26 protein-coding genes are annotated in these 23,359 nt (G+C 67.9%); 10 read left to right on the top strand and 16 right to left on the bottom strand.

Annotation, left to right across the window (positions count from 1 at the left end):
* Positions 1-5: 5 nt before the first annotated feature.
* Together ABIC25_RS23170 and ABIC25_RS23165 are read right to left on the bottom strand one after the other, a co-directional pair.
* Positions 6-1,262: a L,D-transpeptidase gene (locus ABIC25_RS23170; RefSeq protein ID WP_354563375.1), complete on the bottom strand. Its 1,257-nt coding sequence runs from the start codon at positions 1,260-1,262 to the stop codon at positions 6-8.
* 54 nt (positions 1,263-1,316) lie between these two features.
* Positions 1,317-1,928, bottom strand: coding sequence for a helix-turn-helix domain-containing protein (locus ABIC25_RS23165; RefSeq protein ID WP_354563352.1), 612 nt, complete (start codon positions 1,926-1,928; stop codon positions 1,317-1,319).
* 47 nt (positions 1,929-1,975) lie between these two features.
* Between ABIC25_RS23165 and ABIC25_RS23160 the strand changes: the two genes are divergently transcribed.
* Both ABIC25_RS23160 and ABIC25_RS23155 read left to right on the top strand, forming a co-directional pair.
* The gene (locus ABIC25_RS23160) at positions 1,976-2,887 is read left to right on the top strand and encodes a class I SAM-dependent methyltransferase (protein WP_354563350.1); all 912 of its coding nucleotides are present in this window, start codon (positions 1,976-1,978) and stop codon (positions 2,885-2,887) included.
* Between the two features lie 3 nt (positions 2,888-2,890).
* Positions 2,891-3,874 carry an NAD(P)/FAD-dependent oxidoreductase gene (locus ABIC25_RS23155; RefSeq protein WP_354563348.1) on the top strand — a complete coding sequence of 328 codons (984 nt, stop codon included), beginning with the start codon at positions 2,891-2,893 and terminating at the stop codon, positions 3,872-3,874.
* Positions 3,875-3,904: 30 nt separating this feature from the next.
* Here ABIC25_RS23155 and deoC read toward each other — a convergent pair whose 3' ends face one another.
* Positions 3,905-4,582, bottom strand: coding sequence for a deoxyribose-phosphate aldolase (deoC, locus tag ABIC25_RS23150; RefSeq protein ID WP_033205849.1), 678 nt, complete (start codon positions 4,580-4,582; stop codon positions 3,905-3,907).
* 27 nt (positions 4,583-4,609) lie between these two features.
* On the opposite strand from deoC, the gene purU reads away from it, so the two are divergent.
* Complete coding sequence (gene purU, locus ABIC25_RS23145; protein WP_004022765.1) at positions 4,610-5,521, top strand: formyltetrahydrofolate deformylase; 912 nt, start codon at positions 4,610-4,612, stop codon at positions 5,519-5,521.
* A gap of 516 nt (positions 5,522-6,037) precedes the next feature.
* On the opposite strand, the gene ABIC25_RS23140 is transcribed toward purU, so the two are convergent.
* The gene (locus ABIC25_RS23140) at positions 6,038-6,166 is read right to left on the bottom strand and encodes a hypothetical protein (RefSeq protein WP_255220192.1); all 129 of its coding nucleotides are present in this window, start codon (positions 6,164-6,166) and stop codon (positions 6,038-6,040) included.
* Between the two features lie 220 nt (positions 6,167-6,386).
* Here ABIC25_RS23140 and ABIC25_RS23135 point away from each other — a divergent pair, with 220 nt between their 5' ends.
* A complete protein-coding gene (locus tag ABIC25_RS23135; protein WP_004022764.1) occupies positions 6,387-7,013 on the top strand; it encodes a hypothetical protein in 627 nt (208 codons plus the stop codon).
* Between the two features lie 22 nt (positions 7,014-7,035).
* Here ABIC25_RS23135 and ABIC25_RS23130 read toward each other — a convergent pair whose 3' ends face one another.
* The 5 genes from ABIC25_RS23130 to ABIC25_RS23110 form a co-directional block, all read right to left on the bottom strand.
* Positions 7,036-8,217, bottom strand: a complete 1,182-nt coding sequence (locus tag ABIC25_RS23130; RefSeq protein WP_354563346.1) for a hypothetical protein — start codon at positions 8,215-8,217, stop codon at positions 7,036-7,038.
* A complete protein-coding gene (locus ABIC25_RS23125) occupies positions 8,214-9,089 on the bottom strand; it encodes a carbon-nitrogen hydrolase family protein (RefSeq protein WP_354563345.1) in 876 nt (291 codons plus the stop codon). Before ABIC25_RS23125 ends, ABIC25_RS23130 begins: the two co-directional genes overlap by 4 nt.
* A 14-nt stretch (positions 9,090-9,103) precedes the next feature.
* On the bottom strand, positions 9,104-9,880 hold the full coding sequence (locus tag ABIC25_RS23120; RefSeq protein WP_354563343.1) for a class I SAM-dependent methyltransferase: 777 nt from the start codon (positions 9,878-9,880) through the stop codon (positions 9,104-9,106).
* 101 nt (positions 9,881-9,981) lie between these two features.
* Entirely contained in the window at positions 9,982-10,494 is a 513-nt protein-coding gene (locus tag ABIC25_RS23115) for a DUF2505 domain-containing protein (RefSeq protein WP_004022760.1), read from the bottom strand.
* Between the two features lie 10 nt (positions 10,495-10,504).
* Entirely contained in the window at positions 10,505-11,011 is a 507-nt protein-coding gene (locus tag ABIC25_RS23110) for a DUF2505 domain-containing protein (protein ID WP_239403389.1), read from the bottom strand.
* Positions 11,012-11,049: 38 nt separating this feature from the next.
* Between ABIC25_RS23110 and ABIC25_RS23105 the strand changes: the two genes are divergently transcribed.
* A complete protein-coding gene (locus ABIC25_RS23105; protein WP_354563341.1) occupies positions 11,050-12,144 on the top strand; it encodes a UDP-N-acetylmuramate dehydrogenase in 1,095 nt (364 codons plus the stop codon).
* A 9-nt stretch (positions 12,145-12,153) separates the two neighbouring features.
* Here ABIC25_RS23105 and ABIC25_RS23100 read toward each other — a convergent pair whose 3' ends face one another.
* The 6 genes from ABIC25_RS23100 to ABIC25_RS23075 form a co-directional block, all read right to left on the bottom strand.
* Positions 12,154-13,269 carry an alpha/beta fold hydrolase gene (locus tag ABIC25_RS23100; RefSeq protein ID WP_354563339.1) on the bottom strand — a complete coding sequence of 372 codons (1,116 nt, stop codon included), beginning with the start codon at positions 13,267-13,269 and terminating at the stop codon, positions 12,154-12,156.
* A 58-nt stretch (positions 13,270-13,327) separates the two neighbouring features.
* Complete coding sequence (locus ABIC25_RS23095) at positions 13,328-14,146, bottom strand: MerR family transcriptional regulator (protein WP_004022756.1); 819 nt, start codon at positions 14,144-14,146, stop codon at positions 13,328-13,330.
* Between the two features lie 6 nt (positions 14,147-14,152).
* Complete coding sequence (locus ABIC25_RS23090) at positions 14,153-14,476, bottom strand: DUF2516 family protein (protein WP_064569131.1); 324 nt, start codon at positions 14,474-14,476, stop codon at positions 14,153-14,155.
* Between the two features lie 68 nt (positions 14,477-14,544).
* The gene (locus ABIC25_RS23085; RefSeq protein WP_354563337.1) at positions 14,545-15,801 is read right to left on the bottom strand and encodes a heparin-binding hemagglutinin; all 1,257 of its coding nucleotides are present in this window, start codon (positions 15,799-15,801) and stop codon (positions 14,545-14,547) included.
* A gap of 3 nt (positions 15,802-15,804) precedes the next feature.
* On the bottom strand, positions 15,805-16,320 hold the full coding sequence (locus ABIC25_RS23080; protein WP_101822233.1) for a helix-turn-helix domain-containing protein: 516 nt from the start codon (positions 16,318-16,320) through the stop codon (positions 15,805-15,807).
* 164 nt (positions 16,321-16,484) lie between these two features.
* Complete coding sequence (locus tag ABIC25_RS23075) at positions 16,485-17,825, bottom strand: DUF445 domain-containing protein (protein WP_101822231.1); 1,341 nt, start codon at positions 17,823-17,825, stop codon at positions 16,485-16,487.
* 41 nt (positions 17,826-17,866) lie between these two features.
* Between ABIC25_RS23075 and ABIC25_RS23070 the strand changes: the two genes are divergently transcribed.
* Genes ABIC25_RS23070 through ABIC25_RS23060 form a run of 3 tightly spaced genes read left to right on the top strand, consistent with a single transcriptional unit; the run spans position 17,867 to position 20,393 of the window.
* Positions 17,867-18,694 carry a TetR/AcrR family transcriptional regulator gene (locus tag ABIC25_RS23070; protein ID WP_239403428.1) on the top strand — a complete coding sequence of 276 codons (828 nt, stop codon included), beginning with the start codon at positions 17,867-17,869 and terminating at the stop codon, positions 18,692-18,694.
* Complete coding sequence (locus ABIC25_RS23065; RefSeq protein ID WP_354563335.1) at positions 18,691-19,545, top strand: SDR family NAD(P)-dependent oxidoreductase; 855 nt, start codon at positions 18,691-18,693, stop codon at positions 19,543-19,545. The genes ABIC25_RS23070 and ABIC25_RS23065 overlap by 4 nt, the downstream gene beginning before the upstream one ends.
* A complete protein-coding gene (locus ABIC25_RS23060) occupies positions 19,542-20,393 on the top strand; it encodes a PPK2 family polyphosphate kinase (RefSeq protein ID WP_354563334.1) in 852 nt (283 codons plus the stop codon). Before ABIC25_RS23065 ends, ABIC25_RS23060 begins: the two co-directional genes overlap by 4 nt.
* A 7-nt stretch (positions 20,394-20,400) precedes the next feature.
* Here ABIC25_RS23060 and ABIC25_RS23055 read toward each other — a convergent pair whose 3' ends face one another.
* A complete protein-coding gene (locus ABIC25_RS23055) occupies positions 20,401-21,591 on the bottom strand; it encodes a benzoate/H(+) symporter BenE family transporter (RefSeq protein WP_354563332.1) in 1,191 nt (396 codons plus the stop codon).
* 85 nt (positions 21,592-21,676) lie between these two features.
* On the opposite strand from ABIC25_RS23055, the gene ABIC25_RS23050 reads away from it, so the two are divergent.
* On the top strand, positions 21,677-22,201 hold the full coding sequence (locus tag ABIC25_RS23050; protein ID WP_354563330.1) for a helix-turn-helix domain-containing protein: 525 nt from the start codon (positions 21,677-21,679) through the stop codon (positions 22,199-22,201).
* Positions 22,202-22,337: 136 nt separating this feature from the next.
* The gene (locus ABIC25_RS23045; protein WP_354563329.1) at positions 22,338-23,276 is read left to right on the top strand and encodes a hypothetical protein; all 939 of its coding nucleotides are present in this window, start codon (positions 22,338-22,340) and stop codon (positions 23,274-23,276) included.
* Positions 23,277-23,359 lie beyond the last annotated feature (83 nt).

Here is a 23,359-nt window from a genome sequence, read left to right as displayed (position 1 = left end):
GCTCGCTAACGCGGTGCCGGGGCGTTCGAGGTGGGCGCCCCGCTGGGGGTCGCGGGCACCGAGGTCTCGCGGACCTCGCCCTTGATGGCCGACATGCCCTGCCACGTCTCCCAGTCGTAGATCCAGTCGTAGATGTCGCCGTCGGCCTCCGACAACGCGATCCGGGTGCCGGTGACCTCCACCGGGTCGCCGTAGACGGCGACCCCGAAGTACCGCTCGGCGTCGGACTCGGACAGGTTGATGCACCCGTTGGTGACATTCGCCGAGCCCTGCACGTTCACGGTCTCGGGGTTGGCGTGGATGAACTCGCCGTTGTTGGAGATCCGCACGGCCCAGCGCTCGCGGATGTTGAAGTAGCCCGCGGCGGGGTTGCTCATGAAGAACTCCTCGTACTTCTCGGTCACCACGTGGATTCCCGAGCGAGTGACGTTCCGGTCCAGGTCGCCGCCGCCGTAGCTGCACGGCAGGCTCATGAGCTCGGCGCCGTCGCGGAGCACGACGATCCGGTGCGAGGACTCCTCGGCCTTCACCACCTGCGCGCGCCCGATGGAGAAGTCGCTGGTGACATCGGCGGCTCCGTAGGCTCCGCCACCGTGGTCGAGCCCGTACAGCTTGGCCGCCATGCTGACCTTGGTGCCGGGCGCGTAGTACTCGCGCGGCCGCCAGTGCACGCGGGAGCCGTTGTCTTCCCCCAGCCACGCCCACGACCCCTCGGTCGGCGGGGTGGTGGTGACCGTCAGCGCACGCTCGACGGCCTCTTTGTCCTCGACCGTGCCGTTGAACTTCAGGATGATCGGCGCCGCGATGCCGACCTCCTGCCCGTCGCCGATGTTGACGACGACGTTCACCTGACTCGACGGGGTCAGGGTGGTGAACGACCCGGCGACCGGCACGACCTTGCGATCGACACCCACCGCCGTTCCGCTCCAGGTGTATTCGGTGCCGTAGCCGAGCGGTTCGCCGATCGTGTAGGTCGTCCGGTCGTCCGACAACTGCCCCTTCACCACGACTCCGCGCGGGTTGGTCAGCTTCACGTCGGGGTTCAGGAATCCGTCCGTTGCCTTCACCGAGAACTCGGCGGTCGGGCCGGCCGGTTCGCCGTCGAGTGCCGGGGTGAAGGTCAGGCGGACCGAGGGGTCGGCCGGGGTGTCCTCACCGGGACCGAGGCCGGAGCCCGCGCAGGCCGCCATCGCGACCCCGAGCGCACCGACCCCGGCCGCGGCGAGCACGGAGCGTCGGTTCACCGAGGTCTGAGGAGTCATCACCGCAACAACAGTACCGATGCGGCGGTTCGCATCGGTGGGTTGCGGATCGGGTCACGCTTGAGGGGCACCGGTTTCGTCGGCGTCGCGCGCCCGGGCACCCGTCCGCACGGACGGCAGGTGGGCGCGCTCACCGGCGTGATCCATCATCGACAGCACCTCCGCGGGGCCCTGATACGCGCAGATCGCGTGCGGGATCATCGTCGAGAACTCCGCGGCGTCGCCCTCGGGTACCAGGATCGTACGGTCGCCCAGCCACAGCTTCACTGTTCCGGACAGCACCGTGAACCACTCGTAACCGGGATGGACGCGCAGGTCACCGACGGGCTGCTCGCGGTCGAAGCGCATCTTCGCCACGGTCACGCCCTGCGGCGCGTTCTCGCGGGAGAGCAACCACATCGTCATCCCCTCCACCGTGTGCGGCTGGGGCCGGATGACGACGTCGGTGTCGTCGGCGGGTTCGACCAACTGGTCCAGGGTGGTGCCCAGCGCGCGCGCGATCGGCACGAGCTGGTCGAGAGCGACCCGGCGGTGACCGGTCTCGATCCGGCTGAGGGTGGACGGCGACAAGTAGCACCGGGCAGCGAGGGCATCGAGCGTCCAGCCCCGCGCGATCCGGAGCCCGCGGATGCGCTGACGGACGACTACATCGAGTTCTTGCGTCATTGGCAAGACTGTATGCCATCGGGGCATGATGCCGCTACCGTGGAGTCATGTCCAGCACTCACCACCACCAACCGGCCACCGGACACCACGCTCACGCGAACCACGCCGACCACCACGACCATGCCCGCCTCGCCGCGGTCCTCGACCTCGACGCCGAACTCATGGCCGACCACCTCGACGACGCCGCACGCCTGATCGCGGAGTCGCTGGGGCACGCGCCGGTGCACATCGCGGATCTGGGCGCAGGCACCGGGACCGGGACCGAGGCACTCGCCCGCCACTTCCCGCACGCGCAGATCGTCGCGGTCGACGGCTCGCCCGACATGGTCGCGCTCGTCGATCGCCGGGCGCGGGACGGCGGATTCGACGATCGGGTGACCGCCGTCGTCGCCGATCTCGACGACGGGTTGCCGCCACTCGGATCGCCCGATGTCGTGTGGGCGGCCATGTCGCTGCACCACGTGGCCGATCCGCAGCGCCTGCTGCGAGAGGCTGCGACGTCGCTCGGACCGGACGGGGTCGTCGTGATCACCGAGATGGCAGGGGTCCCGAGTTTCGTCCCTGCACACGAGGACACCGAGCTGAGCGGCCTGCAGGACCGCTGCGGAGCCGCGGCGGCCGGGGCCGGGTGGGAGGCGCTCGTGGACTGGACCGACACGTTCGACGACGCCGGGTACGACGTCCTCCGTTTCGAGACCATCCACGTAGAGCGGAGTGTTTCAGTCGAACGCAGCGACCCGAGTCGGTCGGTGGCCCGCTACGCGCGTCACTGGTTCGCCCAGTTCCGGCACCGGCTGGCCGACTCCCTCGATTCGGCCGACCTGGCCCTGCTCGATCACCTGATCGACGAATCCGATTCCGACGCACAGCGTCTGGATGACCTGACCCTGTCCGCCGGGCGGCTCCTCTGGATCGCCCGCCCGCGCACGACCGTGACCCCCCACCCCGAGAGCGAGTGACCGATGACCGATTCCGTGACCACCGAAACACCGTCAACCACAGCCGAATACGATGTCGCGATCGTCGGCGGCGGAGCTGCGGGACTCAGTGCCGCAACAGCACTGGCGCGTTCGCTGCGCAAGGTCGTGGTGATCGATGCGGGGCAACCGCGCAACGCGCCGGCAGCGGCAGCCCACAACGTGCTCGGACAAGACGGGATCTCCCCCCTCGACCTGCTCGCGCGTGGCCGCGCGGAGGCGACGGGATACGGGGCGGAGATCCGGTCGGGCACCGTCGTCGACGCCACCGGCTCCATCGACGACTTCACGCTGCACCTCTCGTCGGGCGAGGTCGTGGCGGCCCGGCGCCTCATCCTCGCGACCGGACTGGTCGACCGACTCCCGGAGATCCCCGGAGTCGCCGAGCTGTGGGGGCACGATGTCCTGCACTGTCCGTATTGCCACGGTTACGAGGTCCGCGGCACCGGTATCGTCCAGATCGCGACGAGCCCGATGTCCGCACATCAGGCGCTCATGTTCCGCCAGCTCACCGAGCAGGTCACGGTGATCGCGCACGATCCGACCGCCCTGTCCGCGGATGACCGGCGGCATCTCGCGGTCACCGGCATCGACGTCGTGGATGCCCGCGTCGAGCGCGTCCGGACGCGCGACGACGACGGATCGGCCCGCCTCGACGGCGTCCTCCTGTCCGACGGCACCCTGGTCGACGCCGACGCGGTGGTCGTCTCGCCGAGGTTCGTGGTCCGGGGTGAGCTCTACGAGCGTCTGGGCGGAGAACTCGCCGAGGGTCCGATGGGCATGGGCGGCGTGGTCGGAGCCGGCCCGATGGGCGAGACCGCGCTGCCCGGTGTGTGGGCAGCCGGCAACACGACGACCCTGAACGCGATGGTGACCGTGGCCATGGGCGAGGGACTCTCGGCCGGCGCAGCGGTCAACGCGAGCCTGGTCATGGCGGACCTGCACGCCACGGTCGCCGCGCCGGCCTGACGGCCGACCATCCGCACCGCCGTCGGCCGCCTACTCGGGGAAACCCTCGAGGACGGCGGCCGACGCGGACAACCCGAGCCGGGTTGCGCCTGCGGCGACGAGTTCGGCCGCGAAGTCGGCGGTCCGGATTCCACCACTCGCCTTCACTCCGACCCGGTCGCTCACCGCGGCACGCATCAGTTGCACCGCCTCGACGCTCGCGCCGCCCGCCGGATGGAAACCGGTCGAGGTCTTCACCATCGACGCACCGGCCCGCTCGGCGCGGCGGCACACCTCGGTGACGGTGTCGGGTCCGGCGAGCTGCAGCAGCGCAGCCGACTCGATGATCACCTTGAGGAGGGTCTCGTCCCCGACCGCCTCACGGACCGTGAGGACGTCGGCGAACACCTCGTCGAACCGGCCGTCGACGGCCGCGCCCACGTCGATCACCATGTCGACCTCGTCGGCGCCGGAGTCGACGGCCAGACGCGCCTCAGCCGCCTTGACCAGCGAGTGATGCTTGCCCGACGGGAATCCGGCCACGACGCAGGTCCGCTGTTCCCCGGTGTCGATCGGGAGCATCGACGGTGACAGGCAGACGGCGAACACCCCGAGCCGCGCCGCCTCGGCCACCGTGGCCTCCGCGTCGGCCCGGGTCGCCTCGGGCTTCAGCAGTGTGTGGTCGATGATGGCGGCGACGTCGCCGCGTCGCAGGTCCGTGTTCGTCACACCGACGAGCTTGGCACACTGACTGTCGTGGCCCCCGGACAGACGACCCCGACAGGTCGAACCCAGACAGATCAGACCGAGCACCGCTATGTACTCACGCTCGGCTGCCCCGACCGCACCGGCATCGTGGCCCGGATCTCGACCTTCCTGACCGAGGTCGGCGGCTGGATCACCGAGGCCGCCTACCATTCCGACGAGGAGACCGGCTGGTTCTTCACCCGCCAGGCCATCCGCGTGGATTCGGTGTCGTCGACCGCGGCGGAACTACGTGCGCGCTTCGCGGCCGAGGTGGCCGCCGAGCTCGGCCCCGAAACCGACTGGCGCCTCACCGATTCGCGGGAGACCAAGTCCGCGGTGCTGCTGGTGAGCAAGGAGAGCCATTGCCTCGTCGACCTCCTGGGGCGCGCCCATCGGGGTGAACTCCCCGCCGCCATCCGCGCCGTCATCGGCAACCATCGCGAACTGGAGGACCTGTCCACCCGGTTCGGCATCCCGTTCCACCACGTGCCGTTCGCGGGTGAACGCAAGGCCGAGGCGTTCGCCGAGGTGGGACGGATCGTGGACGGTTATCAACCGGACGCGGTGGTGCTGGCGCGGTTCATGCAGATCCTGCCGCCGCAGTTGTGTGATGCGTGGGCCGGCCGGGCCATCAACATCCATCACAGCTTCCTGCCCAGCTTCATCGGCGCCCGGCCCTACCATCAGGCCTTTGCTCGAGGTGTGAAACTCATCGGCGCCACCTGCCACTACGTCACAGCAGATCTCGACGCCGGACCGATCATCGAGCAGGACGTGATCCGTGTCGACCACAGCGACTCGGTCGCCGACATGGTCCGTCAGGGTCGGGACATCGAGACCCTGGTGCTCTCTCGTGGTCTGCGCTGGCACCTCGAGGATCGCGTCCTGGTCCACGGCCGCAAGACCGTCGTCTTCAACTGACGACCCCGACACAGCACACCGCCCCGCGACTTTCGTCGCGGGGCGGTGGCCGAGTCTGTGCCGAATGGCTACTCGCCGGTGCCGGCGTCGTCGTTGCCGAGCGAACCGGTGAGCACATTGCCGAGGATCTCCTCGATAGCGCCGGAGATGCCGCCTTCGATTGCGTCTGACATATCTACTCCTTCGTCATCGGTGAGATTGTTCGTAGATCACCGTCCGCTCTCACCCGTGCGTCGGCTCGTTGCCGACGTTACATATCGATTTCGGAAATGTCTCCCCTACCGTCGAGATCAATTACCGGAACTCCGAGAAAACAGGGGCGAAGGGCCGGCATTGCCGCAGGTGAGCTGCCGAAGACACATTGATTGAAATCAACGTAAACAGAATCCGAACATTTTCTCGATGCATCGACAATGCAACGTATTGCGCGTTGTCGCCGTTCTTGATCTGACCCAGAAAGAGGTCAGCGGCTGGTGGCGCCGCGCGTCACCAACCGCTGAACCGTATTCCGTCTGATCAGGCCCCGGAATCACTGCCGTCGATCGATCCGCCGCCGATCGAACCCGCGTCTCCGAGACCGCCGAGAATCGCCTCGACGGCTCCACCGATCGCACCAGCGATACCGCCCTCGACAATGCCTGCCATATCCGTCTCCCTTGATGGTGATGAGATCTCTCGTCTTCGGCCGCACGTCTCATCTCGCGGAACGACCTGACGGCGACGTTACAGACCGATCACGGAAACGTCCTCCGATATGGATAATTGATGGTTTGCCTTATCAAATGATGGTCTAACAAACGTGCAATCAATGTCCGACAGTTCGAATGGACCCCCGAAAAGCACACCCGTGTGCTGATATGGCGGAATGACAGAGGTGCAGACGGCCGACGTGCGGGTGCGCCCCCTCATCACCGATGACCGTGACCGCGCACTCGATCTCCTCGAAAACGGGATTCGCGAAGTCCCCGTGTACCGCTGGCTGTTGGGCGAGGCGGCCCCCGTCGAGGCGTTTCGCTGGTACGGCGACATTCTCTTCACCGACCACCTGCCGGGGGCGCAGGGAATGTTCACGCCCGAGGGCGAAATGGTCGCCCTGATGGCCGTCGCCGGCCCCGACCACCACACCCAACCCGTCGACGACGAATTGATGGCGCGCTCGCGCCATTTCGTGATCGCCATCGACGGTTTCATCGCTCGCTTCCGCGAACTGCAGGAGAAGTCCCGGGCACGTGCGGTCGGCGGCGCACACAGCATCGTCTTCGCACTGGTCCACCCGGACCATCGACGACACGGAACGCTCGCAGCGCTCCTCGAGCCGGTTCTGCGACAAGCTCTCGACGCGGGATCGCCGGTCACCGCCAGCACCGCGGATGCGCAGATGATCGACGTGTATGCCCGCAAATGGCGCGGCCGGGTCTACGACGAGTTCACCCTGACGGATGGGCCGACGGTCTGGTTCCTGAGAGTCGACCCACCCGGAACCGTCGTCTAGCCCCCGGTGGGTGCGCGACCGGTCAGACCGAGCAGCCGCCCGACTGCCCCTGCGACGACGTGCCGGTCATCTCACTCGTCAACTGCACGTCCGAACCGCTGACCCCGAACTCGAGGCCCGTGTCGGTGACCTTCAGCGAGTCGACCTGCACCTCGTCGAAGAAGGGTCCGAGCGACGAGGTCGTGATCTGATCGACGATCTGCTGCGCGAAGTCCGGCGGGATGCCGAACACCAGCGCGCTGGCCTTGACGACCTCGAAGTCGACCCGGCCGTCCTTGAGAACGGGTTTGATCGTCGCCGACACCGGCACCTGGAAGACCATGACCGGGAACGCGGCCTGGACCTCGAAAGTGCCGTCGGCGGCGTTGCCGGTGATCTGCTCGACCGCGCCGACACCGCCCGCCCCGGTTCCGGTGCCGGTCCCGGCGCCGGATGCCTGCTCCTTGCTCAATTCGACGATCCGCTCGTACGGGATGAAGCCCGTGCCGTTGAGACTGCGGATGTCGGTGGAGTTCTCGGTGCCGGAGATACCGTCGGCGCGCATGTGCAGGCGGACGCCCCCGGCACTGTCATCGGTGTCGACCTGGACGAACGGGATGTCACCGCTGCCCTGCAGGATGATCGGCTTGCGGCTCAGCGACACCTCGGTGGGCACGCCGGTGAGTCCGCTGAAGGACTCCTCGAGACAGTTGGTGACCTTGTTGCGCAGGTACAGCTCGCTGCCGACCGCGCCGATCACCACCAGGAGCAGCACGCCGACGAGGCTGAAGGCCACGATCTTGCCCGTGCTGCGCTTCTTGCGCGGTGAGGTGAAGACCGGACCGCTGCCGGTGGGGTCGGCAGGACCCGGGGTGATCGGTCCCGACGCCGCGGCGGGGCCGTAGGGATCCTCGCCGGGTGCGAACTGGGACGTCGGCGGCTTGGTACCGCCGAGATCCGTGGTGTCCCCGTCCGACGGCGGGATGGCGGAGTACGCCTGCCCACCCGGGACGATCGGCTCGGTCGCGAACTGCTCGGTCGCGGGAGGCTCACCGTGACCCGCGCCGGGGGCCGGCTGCCATTCGCCGCCTCGCTCGGCCGGAGTCGTCTCGCCGGCCGCGGGATCGGTATGGGTGGGGTCACCCGCGTGCGGATCGAGCTTCCCGCTCTCGTCGGCGGGCTCCCCGGATGAGGAATCGGGGCGGGGCGTGTTGCTGTCGCTCATGGGTTCCGTCCTGGGTCGTCTGACTCGCGGAGCCGCGCGTGGGCCGGCGTCACGTCGTTGTCCGTTCCACCGCCGACCGGCAGGGGCCGCTCGTTGGCGAGGACTGCCAGTTGCGTACGGGCCTTCTCGACCAGTGCTAGGTCGAGGTCGTGCACGTCCACCCGGATGCTATCCGGATACGCGGCGACCAACGTACCGAACGGGTCTGTGATTTGGCTGTGTCCGATTCCGGTGGGCGCACTCGACGACGCGGCCTCGTCGTCGGTGGGAACTGCCTGGTCGACGGCCACCACGAAGGTCGTCGAGTCCAGCGCTCGGGCCGCGGCGAGCACCTCCCACTGACGGAGCTTGCCCGGGCCGGCACCCCACGACGTGGGGACCACGATCACCTGGGCCCCCAACCGGGCCAGATGGGTGAACAGCCCCGGGAAACGGATGTCGTAGCAGGTGGCGACACCGACGGTGACGCCCCCGACCTCGAACGTCAGTGGTTCCGAGCCCGGCGCCACGTTCTTCGACTCCGTGAAACCGAACGCGTCGTAGAGGTGGATCTTGTGATACCCCAGACGGGTTCCGTCCGGATGGGCCACGACCACGGTGTTGCGGACGCGGCCGTCGCCGGAGGGGGTGAACATACCGGCCACCACCGTGACGCCCGACGCCGCGGCGACTTCGGACACCCCGCGTGCCCACGGACCGTCGATGTCCTCGGCGACGGGTTTCAACGGCACGCCGAACCGGCACATCGTGGCCTCCGGGAACACGACGAGCTCGGCGCCGCGGGATGCCGCCTCCTCGGTGGCCGAACGCAGCGTCGCCAGGTTGGCGGTCGGGTCGTCGGTCGAACTGATCTGGGCCATCGCCACACGCATAGCGGCCACAGTATCTACTTGGGCGAGACCGCCTCCCACGGAACCGTCAGCACGTTGTCCGACAGGCGACGCCTCGGCACCTCGCAGTCGATCCCGCGTTCGCGGAGCAGACCCAGCGCATGCATCCACCGGACCCGCGGGCCGTACGGCGCCAGCGGGGCGGCGACGTCCCAGCACTGGTCGGCCAGGGCCAGCAGCGCATGAATCCGCTCACCCGGGACATTGCGATGGATCAACGCCTTGGGCAGACGCTCGGCCAGTTCCGACGGACGGTCCGAATGCTCCGGGGCCCAACTGAGCGTCAGGCTGACCGGACCATCGGAGTCGAGGAGTACCCAACTGCACCGCCGGCCTATCTCGTCGCAGGTGCCCTCCACGATGACCCCGCCCGGAGCGAGGGCCGAGCGCATCCGCGCCCACGCATCATCGACCTCGTCCTCGTCGTACTGGCGCAGGACGTTGAACGCGCGCACCAGGCGCGGCCGCAGGCCACCCAGCTCGAAGCCACCCAATCCGAACCGGACACCCGCGCGCGGCTCGACGACGCGTTCGGGGTCGATCTCGAGGCCGACCATCTCCAGATCCGCCGCGACGGAACGCAGCCGCACGGCCATCTCGACGGTCGTGTCCGGGCGAGCACCGTAACCGAGATCGACGACGAGGGGGTGCGGGATGTCCAGCGCGGATCGAACCAGCGGCGAGTGGACCATCCATCGGTCGACGCGCCGAAGCCGGTTGATGTTCGTCGTACCCCGGGTGACCCGGCCCAGCGGTCTGTGACCGGGTCTCATGCGGCCGGGCCTGCTCTCGCTCCGAGCCTCCTCGCTGCGTTCGTGCCTCACTTCGCTCGTCGATTCTCACTCGGCAACCCGACCGTGGCGGCCGGGACGGCTCACAAGTTCTTGGCGACCCAGTCCTTGGCGTACTCGGCCTCGGCGCGGAAGAGGTCGACGAGGTTGATCAGGATCATCTGCTCGAGCTTGCCGTTGACGAAGGGGACGAAGACCTTGGCCTCGCTGGTCCGGCGGATGGTGCAGCCGCCGTTGTCGGTGGGGAAGAGCTCCTGCCAGCCGTTGAGACTGCCCGGTCCCGCGGGGATCGACGCGTTGTACGTGCCCTTGGTGTTGTCCGGATCGAAGGGCCCCAGGGTCTCCTCGCGGGTGATGACCATGTCCTTCTTCATCACCGTCTTCGCGAGCGGGGGCAGTTGATCGCTGCCGATAGTCTGCTTGAGGACCACCCGGATGCCCGTCTCGTCGGAGACGAAGGAGTCGACCTCGCAGTGCGGGGAGATCATCTGGAAGCCTGCCATCATGTCGTCCCAGTACTGCTTGGTGCTCTGGGCCTGATAGAGCTTCTCCGCGGGGTGCGTGTACCGAGCGGAGTAGCTGAGCCGTCGTGCCATGCAGCCCAGGCTACGTCAGCGGATTTTGGCTCTCCCACTCGACGGTGTGTCCGCGCTCCGCGTCGAGCAGCGCCGACAACTCGCTGACCACCGACTTCTCGATCTTGCCGCCGAAGAGTGGCAGATTCACCGTCACCTCGGCGCGGTTGTCGGTGGTCGCCGGATCGCCGGTCGTCAGCGTCGTGCCGGTGACGTCGACCGGTACCGGCGCCCCGTCGACCGTCGCATGGGTCTCCCCCTCGATCCGGTCGCCGACCAGGCGGTATGTGTTCTTTCGCGGGATGCGGAGGTCGCCCGGCATCACCTTGGTGACCGCGGAGGGCAGCTTGTCCGCGGGGATGCCCTGCTGGATCTCCACCGTCACCGTGTCACCGGCGATGGTCACCTTCTCGACATGACCGTGTCCGGAGTTCATGCGCTCGACGAGGTCGTGCCAGTATTTCTCGGTGGTGTAGATCGCCCACAGTCGCGCGGTGGAGAAGGGATAGGACACCGTGTGCTGCAGCTTGCTCGCCATGGAGAGAACGCTACCGCTCGCCGGTTAACGTTGAGGACGTGACCGACACGCAGGCGCCGCTGAGCGCGCCCCTCGCCGAGCTGACCACCCTGCGTCTGGGCGGACCCGCGCGCGAGATCATCCGATGCGCCGACACCCGCACCATCGTGGAGACCATCCTCGACCTCGATGAACGATCCGAGCCGGTGCTCGTGGTCGGCGGCGGTTCGAACCTCGTCATCGGCGATGCCGGCTTCGACGGCACCGCGGTCGTCCTCGCGAGCGACGGCGTCGAGTTCGGCTCCGGGCGCGAGTCGGGTCGCGCGCACGTCGTCGCCGACGCCGGGGTGGGCTGGGACGAACTGGTCGCCGCGACGGTGGACGCGGGTTACGGCGGGCTCGAGTGCCTGTCCGGAATCCCCGGCGCCGCAGGGGCGACGCCGGTTCAGAACGTCGGCGCCTACGGCGTCGAAGTGGCCGACATCCTGCGGTCGGTCCAGGTCCTGGACCGACGCTCCGGAAATCTGCGGTGGGTCTCCCCCGCCGAGCTGGGCCTGGGGTATCGCACCAGCAATCTGAAGCACCGTCACGACTTCGTGGTCGTCGCGGTGTCGTTCTGGCTCAACGAGAATCGCGCGAGCCAGCCCGTCCGCTATCGCGAACTCGCGACCCGTGTGGGCGTCGAACCGGATGATCGTGTCGACGCGGCAGAGGTCCGCGCGGCCGTCCTGGACCTGCGCGCCGGCAAGGGCATGGTCCTCGACGCCGCGGACTTCGACACCTGGAGTGCCGGATCGTTTTTCACGAATCCCATCGTGCCGGGGGCCGAGGCCCCGGCGGTACTCGAACGGATCGCGGCGCGCGTCGGCGACGATGTCGCGATCCCGACCTATCCCGCCGGTTCCGACGACGCCGACCGGGCGATCAAGTTGTCGGCCGGGTGGCTGATCGAACGGGCCGGATTCCACCGCGGCCACCCGGGCCCGGACGCGGCGGTCAGGTTGTCGACCAAACACACTCTGGCACTGACCAATCGGGGCTCAGCGACCACCACGCAACTACTCGACCTCGCCCGCGAGGTGCGCGACGGGGTCGCCGATGCATTCGGTGTGACGCTGCGACCGGAGCCGGTCCTGGTCAACTGCAGCCTCTGACGAGGACCGTCAGACCGACTGGACGTCCTTGCGCTCCTCGGTCGCCCGCGAGCTCTCTGCGACGACCTCGTCGAGAAGGGCGTTGAAGCGCTCGGCGGCCTCGATGCTCGACATGTGTCCGACACCCTCGTAGACCGCCAGGTCGCGCAGGGAGCCGTTGCGCCGCAACACCTCCGCCATCTGCTCGGCGTGCAGTCGCGGAGTGAGCCGGTCCTCGGTGCCGACGACCACCGTGGTGGGCACCGACAGTGCCGCGAGTCCGGCGGTGACGTCCAGCTTCCCCATCGCCGATCCCCACCCGGCGCGAGCGCGGGGTGGGCACGCCCCGATCATCTCGTCCACGAACTCGACGTGTGCCCGGCGGGCGTTCGGCCCCAGCGCGATGTAGTGCGAGAAGCGCACGCCGTAGGACGTCTTCGGGATGGGCACGGGGACCGAGGTGATCATCTTCGCTGCCGCCGGGGCGAACGGCTTGGCGTACACGGGCAGATCGACGGGGATCAGCAGGTGATTGTCCATGACCGCCTTGGCCGCGGTCGACACCAGCACCACCGACGACACCCGCGACCCGACCTTCTCGGGATTCTGGGCCGCCCAGGACATGATGGTCATGCCACCCATGCTGTGTCCCACCAGGATCGCGCGACGCCCCGCGGGCACCGCGGCTTCCAGCACCGCGTCGAGATCCTGGCCGAGCATCGCCACGGTCGGTCTGCGGCGGCCACGTTCACTCCGTCCGTGACCTCGCTGGTCGTAGGCGACGACCCGCCGGGAGCCGCCCTCGGTGGCGGCGAGGTGATTGATCTGGGGGTACCAGTAGGCGGTGTTGCAGGTCCAGCCGTGGACCATCACGATGACGTCGCCCGTGTCGTCGACGTCGGAGTCGGGCGCGTCCCCGTAGACCTCGACATTGAGCTGCGTCCCGTCCGCGGTGCGGACCTCGAGGCGCCGTGGGGCGTTGTCCGGCCGGGTGAGCAGATCATCCGGTCCGTCGTCGACGGCGGCGTCGGCGTGTAGCGCTTCACGCGCGAGGCGCGTGAAGATCGTTCCGATCCCCACCGCAACCGCGCCGGCACCGATCGCGGTGGCGACACCGCCCGCACTGGCCAATGATTTCGTGTTCACTCGGCACCCCTCACCTCTGGAGGACCTCACCGGTCCGCTGCGAGGCACCGAATCCGGCTCAGCGCCCCGTCTCGGGGTTCAATGTACCAATGTCCGTTGTCTCATAGTTCGGCTGTGCCTGCTCTGGCTCGTCGTCAGCGGGTATGACCGGCGCGGGAACCTCGGCGTCGAAGTAGGTGGCCGCCTGACCGATGGCCTTCGAGATCTGCTCGTCGAGCGCCTTGCGGAAGGTGGTCTCGACGATCTCGTGGGCGATCGGCCGCACGGTCTGGATGAGGTCGGCCATCTCGCTGACCCCGGCCTCGCCCAGGTCGGGGAGATTCTCGTCGAAGTACTTGTCGGTGATGATCGAGACGAAGCTGGTGGCGACGTCTTCGAGGTCTTCCTGGACGCGTACCCACCGGTCGAGCAGCACGTCGATGTCGACCCCGCTCTTGACCAGGATCTCGGCACCCTCGAGCAACTCCGGGTTGCGGATGGCGTAGTGCGCGCCGTCCTTCGCCAGCAACCCGAGCTTCTGACTGAGTGCGATCGACCGGTCGCTGGCGTTCAGCGTCTTGCGGAGCTCGGTGATGGTGATCGTCGCGGCACGCTTGAAGTTGCGGAACCGGCCGCCCTTCGGCGTGCCACGGAGGATCTGCTCGACCCGCATGCCGTGATGTGCCGCGTGCAACAGCTCGCTGATGGTGGCGAAGGTGTACCCGCGCTCGAGCATGCGCGAGATGAGATTCAACCGGACGAGGTGCTGGTCGGAGTACCAGCCGGCGCGACCACGGATGGTGGGTGGCGGCAGCAGTCCGCGGTCCTGGTAGACCCGGATGTTGCGCACGCTGACCCCGGACGCCTCGGCCAGGTCGTTGATCCGATATTCCGCCACGACGGGTCAGGCCCTTTTGCTGAACCAGGACTTGCCCTGGATGTCGTCGACACGTTTGCGCACGTCGACGAGGTAGACGAGCATGGCGACCACACCGATGATGCCCAGGAAGTTCACCGCCCCGAAGAACCAGATGAACAGGGTCGCGGCTGCGAGGATCGAGACCCAGATGACCTTGCTCTGCCGGTCCACCGCCGGGAAGGCGTCGGGCCGTTGGATGGCCGCATGGATCAGCGCGAGGGTCGAGGCGATGCCCGCGACCAACGTCAGGGTCAACATGATCAGACTCTGGCCGTAGGCCAATACGCTGAAGAAGTCCACGTCGAACACTGTAGTCGCGCGAGTCGGGTTTGCTGCGACACCCTACGATGCGGAGCCGTCACCCGCCCCGTTCGGCGTCATTCCGCGCCGGGAGACGCCTTCTTCGCGGGCACCTTCTTGGCCGGGGTCTTCGTGGCCGGGGTCTTCTTGGCTGCAGCCTTCTTCGCCGCGGTTTTCGTGGCCGGGGTCGTGGTCGCCGCGGCCTTCGTGGCCGGGGCCTTCTTCGCGGGCGTCTTCTTCGCAGGCGTCTTCTTCGCGGGGGTCTCGGCCGGGGCCTTCGTCGCGGCAGCCTTCTTGGCCCCCGCTGTCTTCTTGGCCCCCGCCGTCTTCTTGGCCCCCGCCGTCTTCTTGGCGGCGGCCCGTTCGGCGGCGCCTCGGACGGCCGCGGCCTTCTTGGTGGCGGCCTTGGCGGGCGCCGCCGTGCTTGCGGCGGCCTTCTTCGCCGGGGCCTTTTTCGCCGGGGCCTTTTTCGCCGGGGTCTTCTTCGCCGGGGCGTTCGTCGCGGCCGCCTTCGTGGCGGGAGACTTCTTCGCTGCGGCCTTCCGGGTCTCGGCCGGCGGTTCGGGTGGCGTGCTCACCGGGGCCCGGTCGACCGCCGCCTTGACCTCGGCGACCCTCGCCGCCGCCTTCGGCGAGAGCGAAGCCTGCGCTTCGGGCGCTGCCTGACCGGACCGCAGGGTGTTCGCCGACGCCTCGGTGTCGGCGTCGGAACGGTTCGCCAGCTTCAGCGCACGCTCGCCGACCGCGCGGGTCTGCTCGGAGATCGAGCCCAGCGCGTCTTCGGTGAGGCCGACCGCGTCGTTGTACACCTTCTCGAGCTTCGGCAGATTCTCCCCGAGGAGCGGCTGCGACTTCAGCTTCTCCACCGCCTCGTCCCGTCGTTCCGACAGGGCGGTCAGCAGGCCTGCGGCGACCGCCAGGTACGCCTCGGCGACCTTCCGCAACTCCTCCGGCGAGAACCTGGTCTTCAATTCCTCTATCTCCGCGGGCAATTCGACCGGCAGAGCCGACAGTTTGGTCCTGGCCTCCTCGAACAGCGCCAGAGCTGTCGCGAGCGCCTCGTCGATCCGCGCCTGCGCGTCATCCCGCGACTCCGTCAGCCGTGCCTCGAGTTTCGACTGTGTCGAACCGACGGTCTCGACGAGCTTGGACTGGGTGTTCTCGACGGTTTCCGCGATCTTGGACTGCGCGTCGGCAACCCTCGCCTGGGTCGAACCGACGGTCTCGACGAGCTTGGATTGGGCCTGCTCGCTCGCGGCCTCGCCGCGCTCGCGCACGTCTGCGAGCAGAGCAGCCACCTGCCCCACGGCTGTGGTCAACGGGTTCTCGCTCATCAACTACTCCTTGCCGGTCGACTCGATCGTGTTCTCTTTTCGGAATGACTCGTAGATCTCCAGCAACATCTGCTTCTGGCGTTCGTTGATGGAGTCATCTGCGATGAGAGCATCACGGACCGGACTCGCGGGCCGTTCTTCGAGTATCCCCGCCCGCACATACAGGACCTCGGCCGACACGCGGAGCCCCTTGGCGATCTGGGCGAGCACCTCCGCCGACGGTTTCCGCAGTCCACGCTCGATCTGACTGAGGTAGGGATTGCTCACGCCGGCCCGCTCCGCGAGCTGACGCAGCGAGACCTTGCCCGCCACGCGTTGCGATCGGATGAAGGCGCCGATGTCCTGGGCCGCGTTGGCCACGGCCTCCACCGCCTCCACGGCGATCGGCGTCGACCCGTCGTCCCCTTCGTCGGCGACCTCCGAACCGGCTGCGGCAGTGGACGATCCCGTGACCGGGACGGCGTCTGCGACCGAGGCGTCGTCGGCGTCGGGAGACGCGTCGTCCTTCTCGGGTTGCATCAACGCTCCGTTCCCCGGGACCTGTTCCGGTGTCGTCGGTCGGGACGCTCGGCGAGGTGTCCGACTTCAAGCCCGTTCCCCCAGTATCAACACGACTGCTAACCCGTGCAAGCACACAGCAAACTGCCCGGTGTCGACGCCGCGGCCGACCGCCCCACGACCCGTCAGGAGAAGATCAGCACCGACGTGGAGTAGATGACGAGTCCGGCGAGTGCGCCGACAACCGTGCCGTTGATGCGGATGAACTGCAGGTCCCGGCCGACCTGGAGTTCGATCTTGCGACTGGTGTCGTCGGCATCCCACCCGCGCACGGTCTCGGTGATGACCGAGATGATCTCCTGTGAATAGTTCGCGGCGACGTGGTGCGCGACCCTCGCCACCCAGCCGTTCATCTTCTCCTGCAGCGGACGATCGTCACGGATTCGCTGCGCGAGCTGGATGATCGAGTCCGACAGCGTGTTCCGCAGGGTGCTGTTCGGGTCCGACAGCATCTCCTCGATCACGGCCTTGCCGGTCTGCCATGCCGTCGACGCCGCGCCGGTCACCTCGTCGCGCCCCACCAGTTCGAGCTTGAGAGCCTCGAACTTCGCGATCATGTCGGGGTCGTTCTGCAGGTCGTCGGCGAACTTCTCCACGAATTGGTGCATGGCGCGGCGCAATTCGTGGTCGGGATCCATCCGCACCTTGTAGGTGAAATCGACGAGTTCGCGATAGATCCGGTCACCCACCAGGTTGTTCACGAACTTCGGCGTCCACTGCGGTCCGTCCCGGTCGACCACCCGGTCGACGAGGTCCTGACTGCCGACCGCCCACTCGTGTGCCCGATCACACAGCAGCTGGAACACCGGTTCCAGCCGATCCTCGGCGATGAGTTGTTCGAGGATGCGGCCGGTGGGCGGCGCCCACTGCGGTTCGGCCGCCCACTTCAGCGCCGCCTGGATGAGCTGTTCGACGTCCTCGTCGCGCAGCATCTCGGCGGCGAGCTTGATCGCGCGCGCGGCCTCACCGCTGACCCGCGGTGCGTTGCGCGGGTCCGCGACCCACGTCGACAGGCGCCGCGGCAGATCGAGTTGCTCGGCGCGATAGACCACGACGTCGGGCGTCATGAAGTTCTCTTCGATGAAGCCGCCCAGCTGGTCGCCGATGTCGTCCTTCTTCTTGCGGATCAGCGCGGTGTGCGGGATCGGGATACCCAGCGGATGGCGGAAGAGCGCGGTCACCGCGAACCAGTCGGCGAGCGCGCCCACCATCCCGGCTTCCGAGGCCGCGCGGACATAGCCGACCCATGCCGCCACCTCGGCGCCGTCGCGATGCTCGAGGTAGCGGGTGAACAGATACACGATCGCCGCGAAGACCAGGAAGCCCGTGGCCACGGCTTTCATCTTGCGCAGATCCCTGCGCCTGCCCTCGTCTCCGGCGCTGTTCCCGCCGAATCCGGGCGCGGACGACTTGGCCGGCGGACCCTCGTGCTGACCGGCGACTCCCGGGATGACTGTCGATGCCATGGGACCAGTGTCACCCATCGAGCGACTACGCTGGCTGCGTGATGGCCAACCGCCCGAATCCCGCCGCCGCGGCGCGCGCAGCAGTGGCGGCCGCGGCCAACGTGACGCGCGGGCTCGAACAGGTCCTGACGACCGTCACCGAGTCGGTCGCCGAGACCGGCGCCAAACCCGACGGTCGCAAACAGCGCTGGGAGAAACACAAGCTCGCTCGACGCACCGAACTCACCGACGGCGTCATCGCCGCGGTCCGCGACCTGGGCGCCGACGTCGGGATGGATGAGATCGCCGCGCACATCGGTGTCTCGAAAACGGTGCTGTACCGCTACTTCGCCGACAAGAGCGACCTCGGCGTGGCGACGACGGTGCGATTCTTCGAGACGACGATCTACCCGCGGCTGACCGAGGCGATCGCCGACGATCTCGACGAGTACACCCTCACCCACACCATCATCGGGGTGTACGTCCACGCCGTCGACGACGAACCGCAGCTGTACCGGTTCGCGCTGGCGAGTTCGCCGACGTCGTCGCCGGCGCCGGCGGATTCCGTGCGACTGGTCACCCAACTGGTCATGGGCAGCATCCAGATGCGGATGGCCGAGCGCGGCGCGGACACCACCGGAGCCGAACTCTGGTCACATGCCCTCGTCGGCGGTATCCAGCACGTCGTCGACTGGTGGATGACCAAACGCACCCTCAGCGCGGACGAGGTGGTGGATTATCTGACCATGATGGTCTGGAGCGCGGTGGTGGGTGTGTGGCAGGTCAACGGATCGCGGGAGAAGTTCCTCGCGGCGCCGCCTGCGCTCTTCGATTCCCTGCCCACCGATCCCCTGCCCACCGATCCCACCGCCGAAACCGCAGGCGAATGACGGGACGCGTTGCGCTCGTGACCGGCGGCAGCCGCGGCGTCGGGTACGGAATCGCTCGCGCGCTCATCGATGACGGGTGGACGACCTACGTCACCTCACGGGCGGGATCGGGGCCCGACGGCGCTCGAGCGCTCGCCTGTGATCACGCCGACGATGCCGCGGTGTCCGCGGTGTTCGACCAGATCGGCACGGACACAGGCCGACTCGATCTGCTCGTCAACAACGCGTGGGCAGCCCCGAAGGGTTTCGGCGGTTTCTCCGAACCGTTCTGGAAACGACCCGTCGACGACTGGGACACCTTGATCGGCGTCGGATTACGAGCGCATTACGTGGCTTCGGTGCATGCGGCCCGAGTGATGACGGAGGCCGGCAGCGGGCTCATCGCGAACATCTCGTCGTTCGGCTCGCGCGGTCATCTGCATTCGGTTCTGTACGGGATGAGCAAGACCGCCCTCGACAAGATGGCCGCCGACATGGCGGAGGAACTACGCGGCACCGGGGTCAGTTCGATCTCGTTGTGGCTCGGCCTGATCCGCACCGAGCTGCTGCTGTCTCTCGGCCTCGACGAGTTCGCCGGTTTCTCACTCGCGCGTGCCGAGGACCCAGAATTCGTCGGCCGCGTCATCGCCCGGCTGGCCGCCGACCCCCGGCTCTCCCGACTCAGCGGACACACACTCGTCACCGCCGAGCTGGGCGGGGAGTACGGGATCGTCAACAACGATGGCACGCCGCCGGATTCACACCGCGCCGCCTTCGGCGGCGGACCGCTCTTCCCGCCGCCGGGTGAGCAAACAACCGACCCCGAACCCGAATCCGAATCCGAATCCGAATCCGAGAGGACGCCGTCATGAGCACCGGTTGGTCCACCCCCGCCGTCGAGGCCCTGCGCGCCAAGGCAATCGGACCGGTGGCGTCGTTCGATCCGGAGACGACGCCCGGCTTCGAGGGCGACAAGGCCGCCGGCACCGACCTCCTCGCGCAGCGCGGTGACGTACTCGCCGACCTGCAGGAATTGTTGTCCGCCAACGGTCGGGCCGGCGATCATCGGTCGGTGTTGCTCGTCCTACAGGGCATGGACACGGCGGGCAAGGGCGGCATCGTGCGTCACGTCGGCGGCCTGTTGGACCCGCAGGGCCTGTCGGTGAAAGGATTCGGCAAGCCCACGAAAGAGGAACTGCAGCACGACTTCCTGTGGCGCATCCATCGGGCCCTGCCGCCCGCCGGCCGCATCGGGATCTTCGACCGATCGCACTACGAGGACGTCCTGCCGGTTCGGGTGCACAATCTGGTTCCGCAGTCGGAGTGGGAGAAGCGCTACGACCTGATCAACCAGTTCGAGTCCGAGCTCGTCGCCGGCGGGACTACCGTTCTCAAGTGCTGTCTCGTGGTGTCGAAGGACGAACAGAAGGCCCGCCTGGCGCAGCGTCTGGACCGGCCGGACAAGTACTGGAAGTACAACCCGGGCGACGTCGACGAACGCGGCCACTGGGATGCCTACCTCGAGGCGTACCAGGCGATCTTCGACCTCACCGACCGCGACTCCGCACCGTGGTTCGTCATCCCGTCGAACCACAAGTGGTACGCGCGTCTCGCGGTGTGCGAACTCCTCATCGACGCGCTCACCCGTCTCGATCTCGATTGGCCACCGGCCGATTTCGACGTCGAGGCCGAGAAGAAGCGGCTCGCCGCCGCCGACTGAAATCTGCTCAGGGAGTAGATGGGCGACGTGCTTGCACCCAGTGCGCCACCAGCCCGACGACGAGAGCCCAGAACGCGCCACCGATCCCGGCGAAGGTGACACCCGCGGCCGCGGTCACGAAGGTCAGTGCCGCGGGCATGCGGAACTCCGCCTTCTCGAACGCACCGAGGATCGACGCCACGAAGGTGGTCAACAGCGCAAGTCCCGCAACCGCTTCGAGCAATCCCTCCGGTGCGATCGCCGTGATGACCACCAGCGCGCCCGACAGCGCTGCGAGCACGAGACTCGTCGAACCCGTCGCCACACCCGCGATCCACCGGCGCGACCGGTCGGCACCCGCCTCCGGGCCTGCGGCCAGTGCCGCGGACAGCGCGGCGAGGTTGATCGCGTGGCCGCCGAATGGCGCACCGAGCACTGTTCCGGCCCCGGTCACGAACATCGCCGGACGCCAGGGCGTCTCGTAGCCGAAGGACTTGAGCACGGCCACCCCCGGAACATTCTGCGAGGCCATCGTGACGATGTAGAGCGGAACCGCGAGCCCGACGATCGCGCTCACATCGAAAGCGGGTGTGGTCCAGGTCAGTTGCGGCCACCACGACTCACCCGCCCAGCCACTGTAGTCGTCGAGGACCAGGTTCACCCCGATCACGATCAGGGCCGTGACGAGCGCCAGCGGCAGCGCCCACCGCGGGAGCCATCGCATCGCCAGCAACCAGACGACGAGGATCGGAATGGTCGACCACGGTTGGGCGGCCAGTGAGGTCATCGGCGCGAGGCACAGCGAGAGGAGGACCCCGGCCAGCATCGCCTGGGCGATCGGCGTCGGGATGCGGCCGATCAACTCGCCGAGCGCCGGCACCAGTCCGGTTGCGAGGATCAGCAACCCGACCACCAGAAAGGCGCCGATCGCCGCCGGCCATCCGGCGTCGTAGGACGAGCCGGCCGATACGAGCAGTGCGGCGCCCGGCGTGGACCACGCCAGCGTCACCGGCCGGCGCGTGCGGAGTGACAGCAGGATCGACCCGAGTCCGAACAGAACCGTCAGCACCAGCAGACCCGACGCGGCCTGGGACGGGTCGGCGCCCACCGAACGCAATCCGGTCACCACCACGACGAAGGAGGAGGTGAACCCGACCAAGGAGGTCACCACCCCGGCGATGATCGGCTCGCTGAGAGTCGACGAGACGGGACTGGTCATGCCGCGAGCATAACGGTATCGTTCCGTAAACAGAACACCGCATGCGCGGTGTCCACGAGGTGAGAAACGAGCGCGGGCCCGGACTATGACACACGGCGATGACCGACGACGAGCCGTCGGGGCCCGGATCTCCGCCATTCGGAAGCAACGTGGCAAGAGTCTGTCCGGCCTGGCCCGCGAGGCCCGGATCGGCAAGGGTTCACTCTCCGAACTGGAAGCCGGTCAACGCAACCCCACCCTCGACACGCTGTATGCCATTGCCGGGCCGCTCGGTGTGCCCCTGTCGGCGCTCCTGGGCGAGGAATCCGGTACCGAGGGGGTCGGACCCCATCTCGCCGCGCGGTTGCTCCATGTCGAGCACCACGACGACGGATCGGTCACCGAGGTGTTCTGGCTGCGCGTCACCTCCGGCGGGGTACGGGAGTCGCCCGCGCACGGGCCCGGCGTCGTCGAGCACGTTCATGTGGTCAGCGGGCACCTTCTCGCCGGGCGCGCCGGCGAGGAGCACACGGCCGGGCCGGGCGACTCCCTGCACTGGCTGTCCGACGTTCCGCACACCTATCGCAGCGACGACGGTGCCCTCGCGGTCCTGACGATCCGGACGCCCTGACGGCCTGCCAACTCGCCTTCCCGCGGTGCTGTTTCCGTCCCGCTGATGGGATCCGATCAGCGGGACGGAAGCGGGGCCGCGGGAAGCCAGGGAAAACTCGATGGAGCCGAAACGCCCTCCGCTGCGTCGAATAGAGATGACCAGCTACCCAGTGGACCGCTACGGTCTGATCCGTCGCGGCGCCGCACTCGATGCGGCCTTCTCCGACAATCTGCTCGCCGCAGCAGTATCCGCCGGCGACCTGATCCGCCTCATCCCCGGCGTCTTCGTGCCGGCATCCGACGACTTCGCCGGGCACGAAGGCGATCAGGAGTTGCACCGCCTCAAATCTGTTGCGATCGCCACGGCACAGCCCGCCAACGCACCGCAGCTGCCGCTGAGCAACGTGTCGGCCGCCGCGGTGCTCGGCATTCCACTGCTGAAGCCCGACACCGACCGCGTCCACGTCACCAGCGGCAAGAAGACCGGCGGATTCATCGCGACGCATCGTCACGTTCACGCAGCCGCCCTGACGGAGGACGAGCTCACCGTCGTCGACGGAATACTTGTCACCACAATCGAGCGAACCGCCGTCGATGTGGCGGCCGGGGGCGACTTCGCACAGGCGCTCACCGCTTTCGACCAGGCACTTCGCGTAGGCGCCGATCGTCAGCTCATGGGACGGACCCTGACCTCGCATCGTCGCCAAGGGGGCAGAGTGGCGCGGCGTGCGCTGAAACTGGCCGATGGAGCGGCCGAAAGCGTCGGCGAATCGTGGAGTCGTGCGCAGATGATCGAGGCCGGCCTGCCTGCTCCGGGGCTGCAACACGAGTTCTGCGGGCGGAGCGGCGTCCACCGTGTCGATTTCGACTGGCAGGCGAAGCTCGTCGGGGAGTTCGACGGCATGGTGAAATACGGCCGCCTGCGGGCAGCAGGGAAGACCGTGGCCGATGTCGTGCTGCAGGAGAAGTTGCGGGAGGACGAGATCCGCGCGCTGGGCCCCGTCGTCGTGCGCTGGACCTGGTCGATGCTCGAGGACGGGTCCTTCATCGGCCTGCTCCGGCCATGGCTGGAGAAGTTCGAATTGATGAGCTGAGTCCCGCGGTCCCATTTCCCTCCCGCTGATCAGATCTCATCAGCGGGACGGAAACACCACCGCGGGACAGAGGGCCCTCCCCC

Source organism: Gordonia sp. PvP123 (genome assembly GCF_040547295.1).
Lineage (GTDB): Bacteria > Actinomycetota > Actinomycetes > Mycobacteriales > Mycobacteriaceae > Gordonia > Gordonia terrae.
The sequence above is the reverse complement of the archived record's forward strand: the minus strand, read 5'-3'. Positions and strand labels throughout refer to the sequence as shown.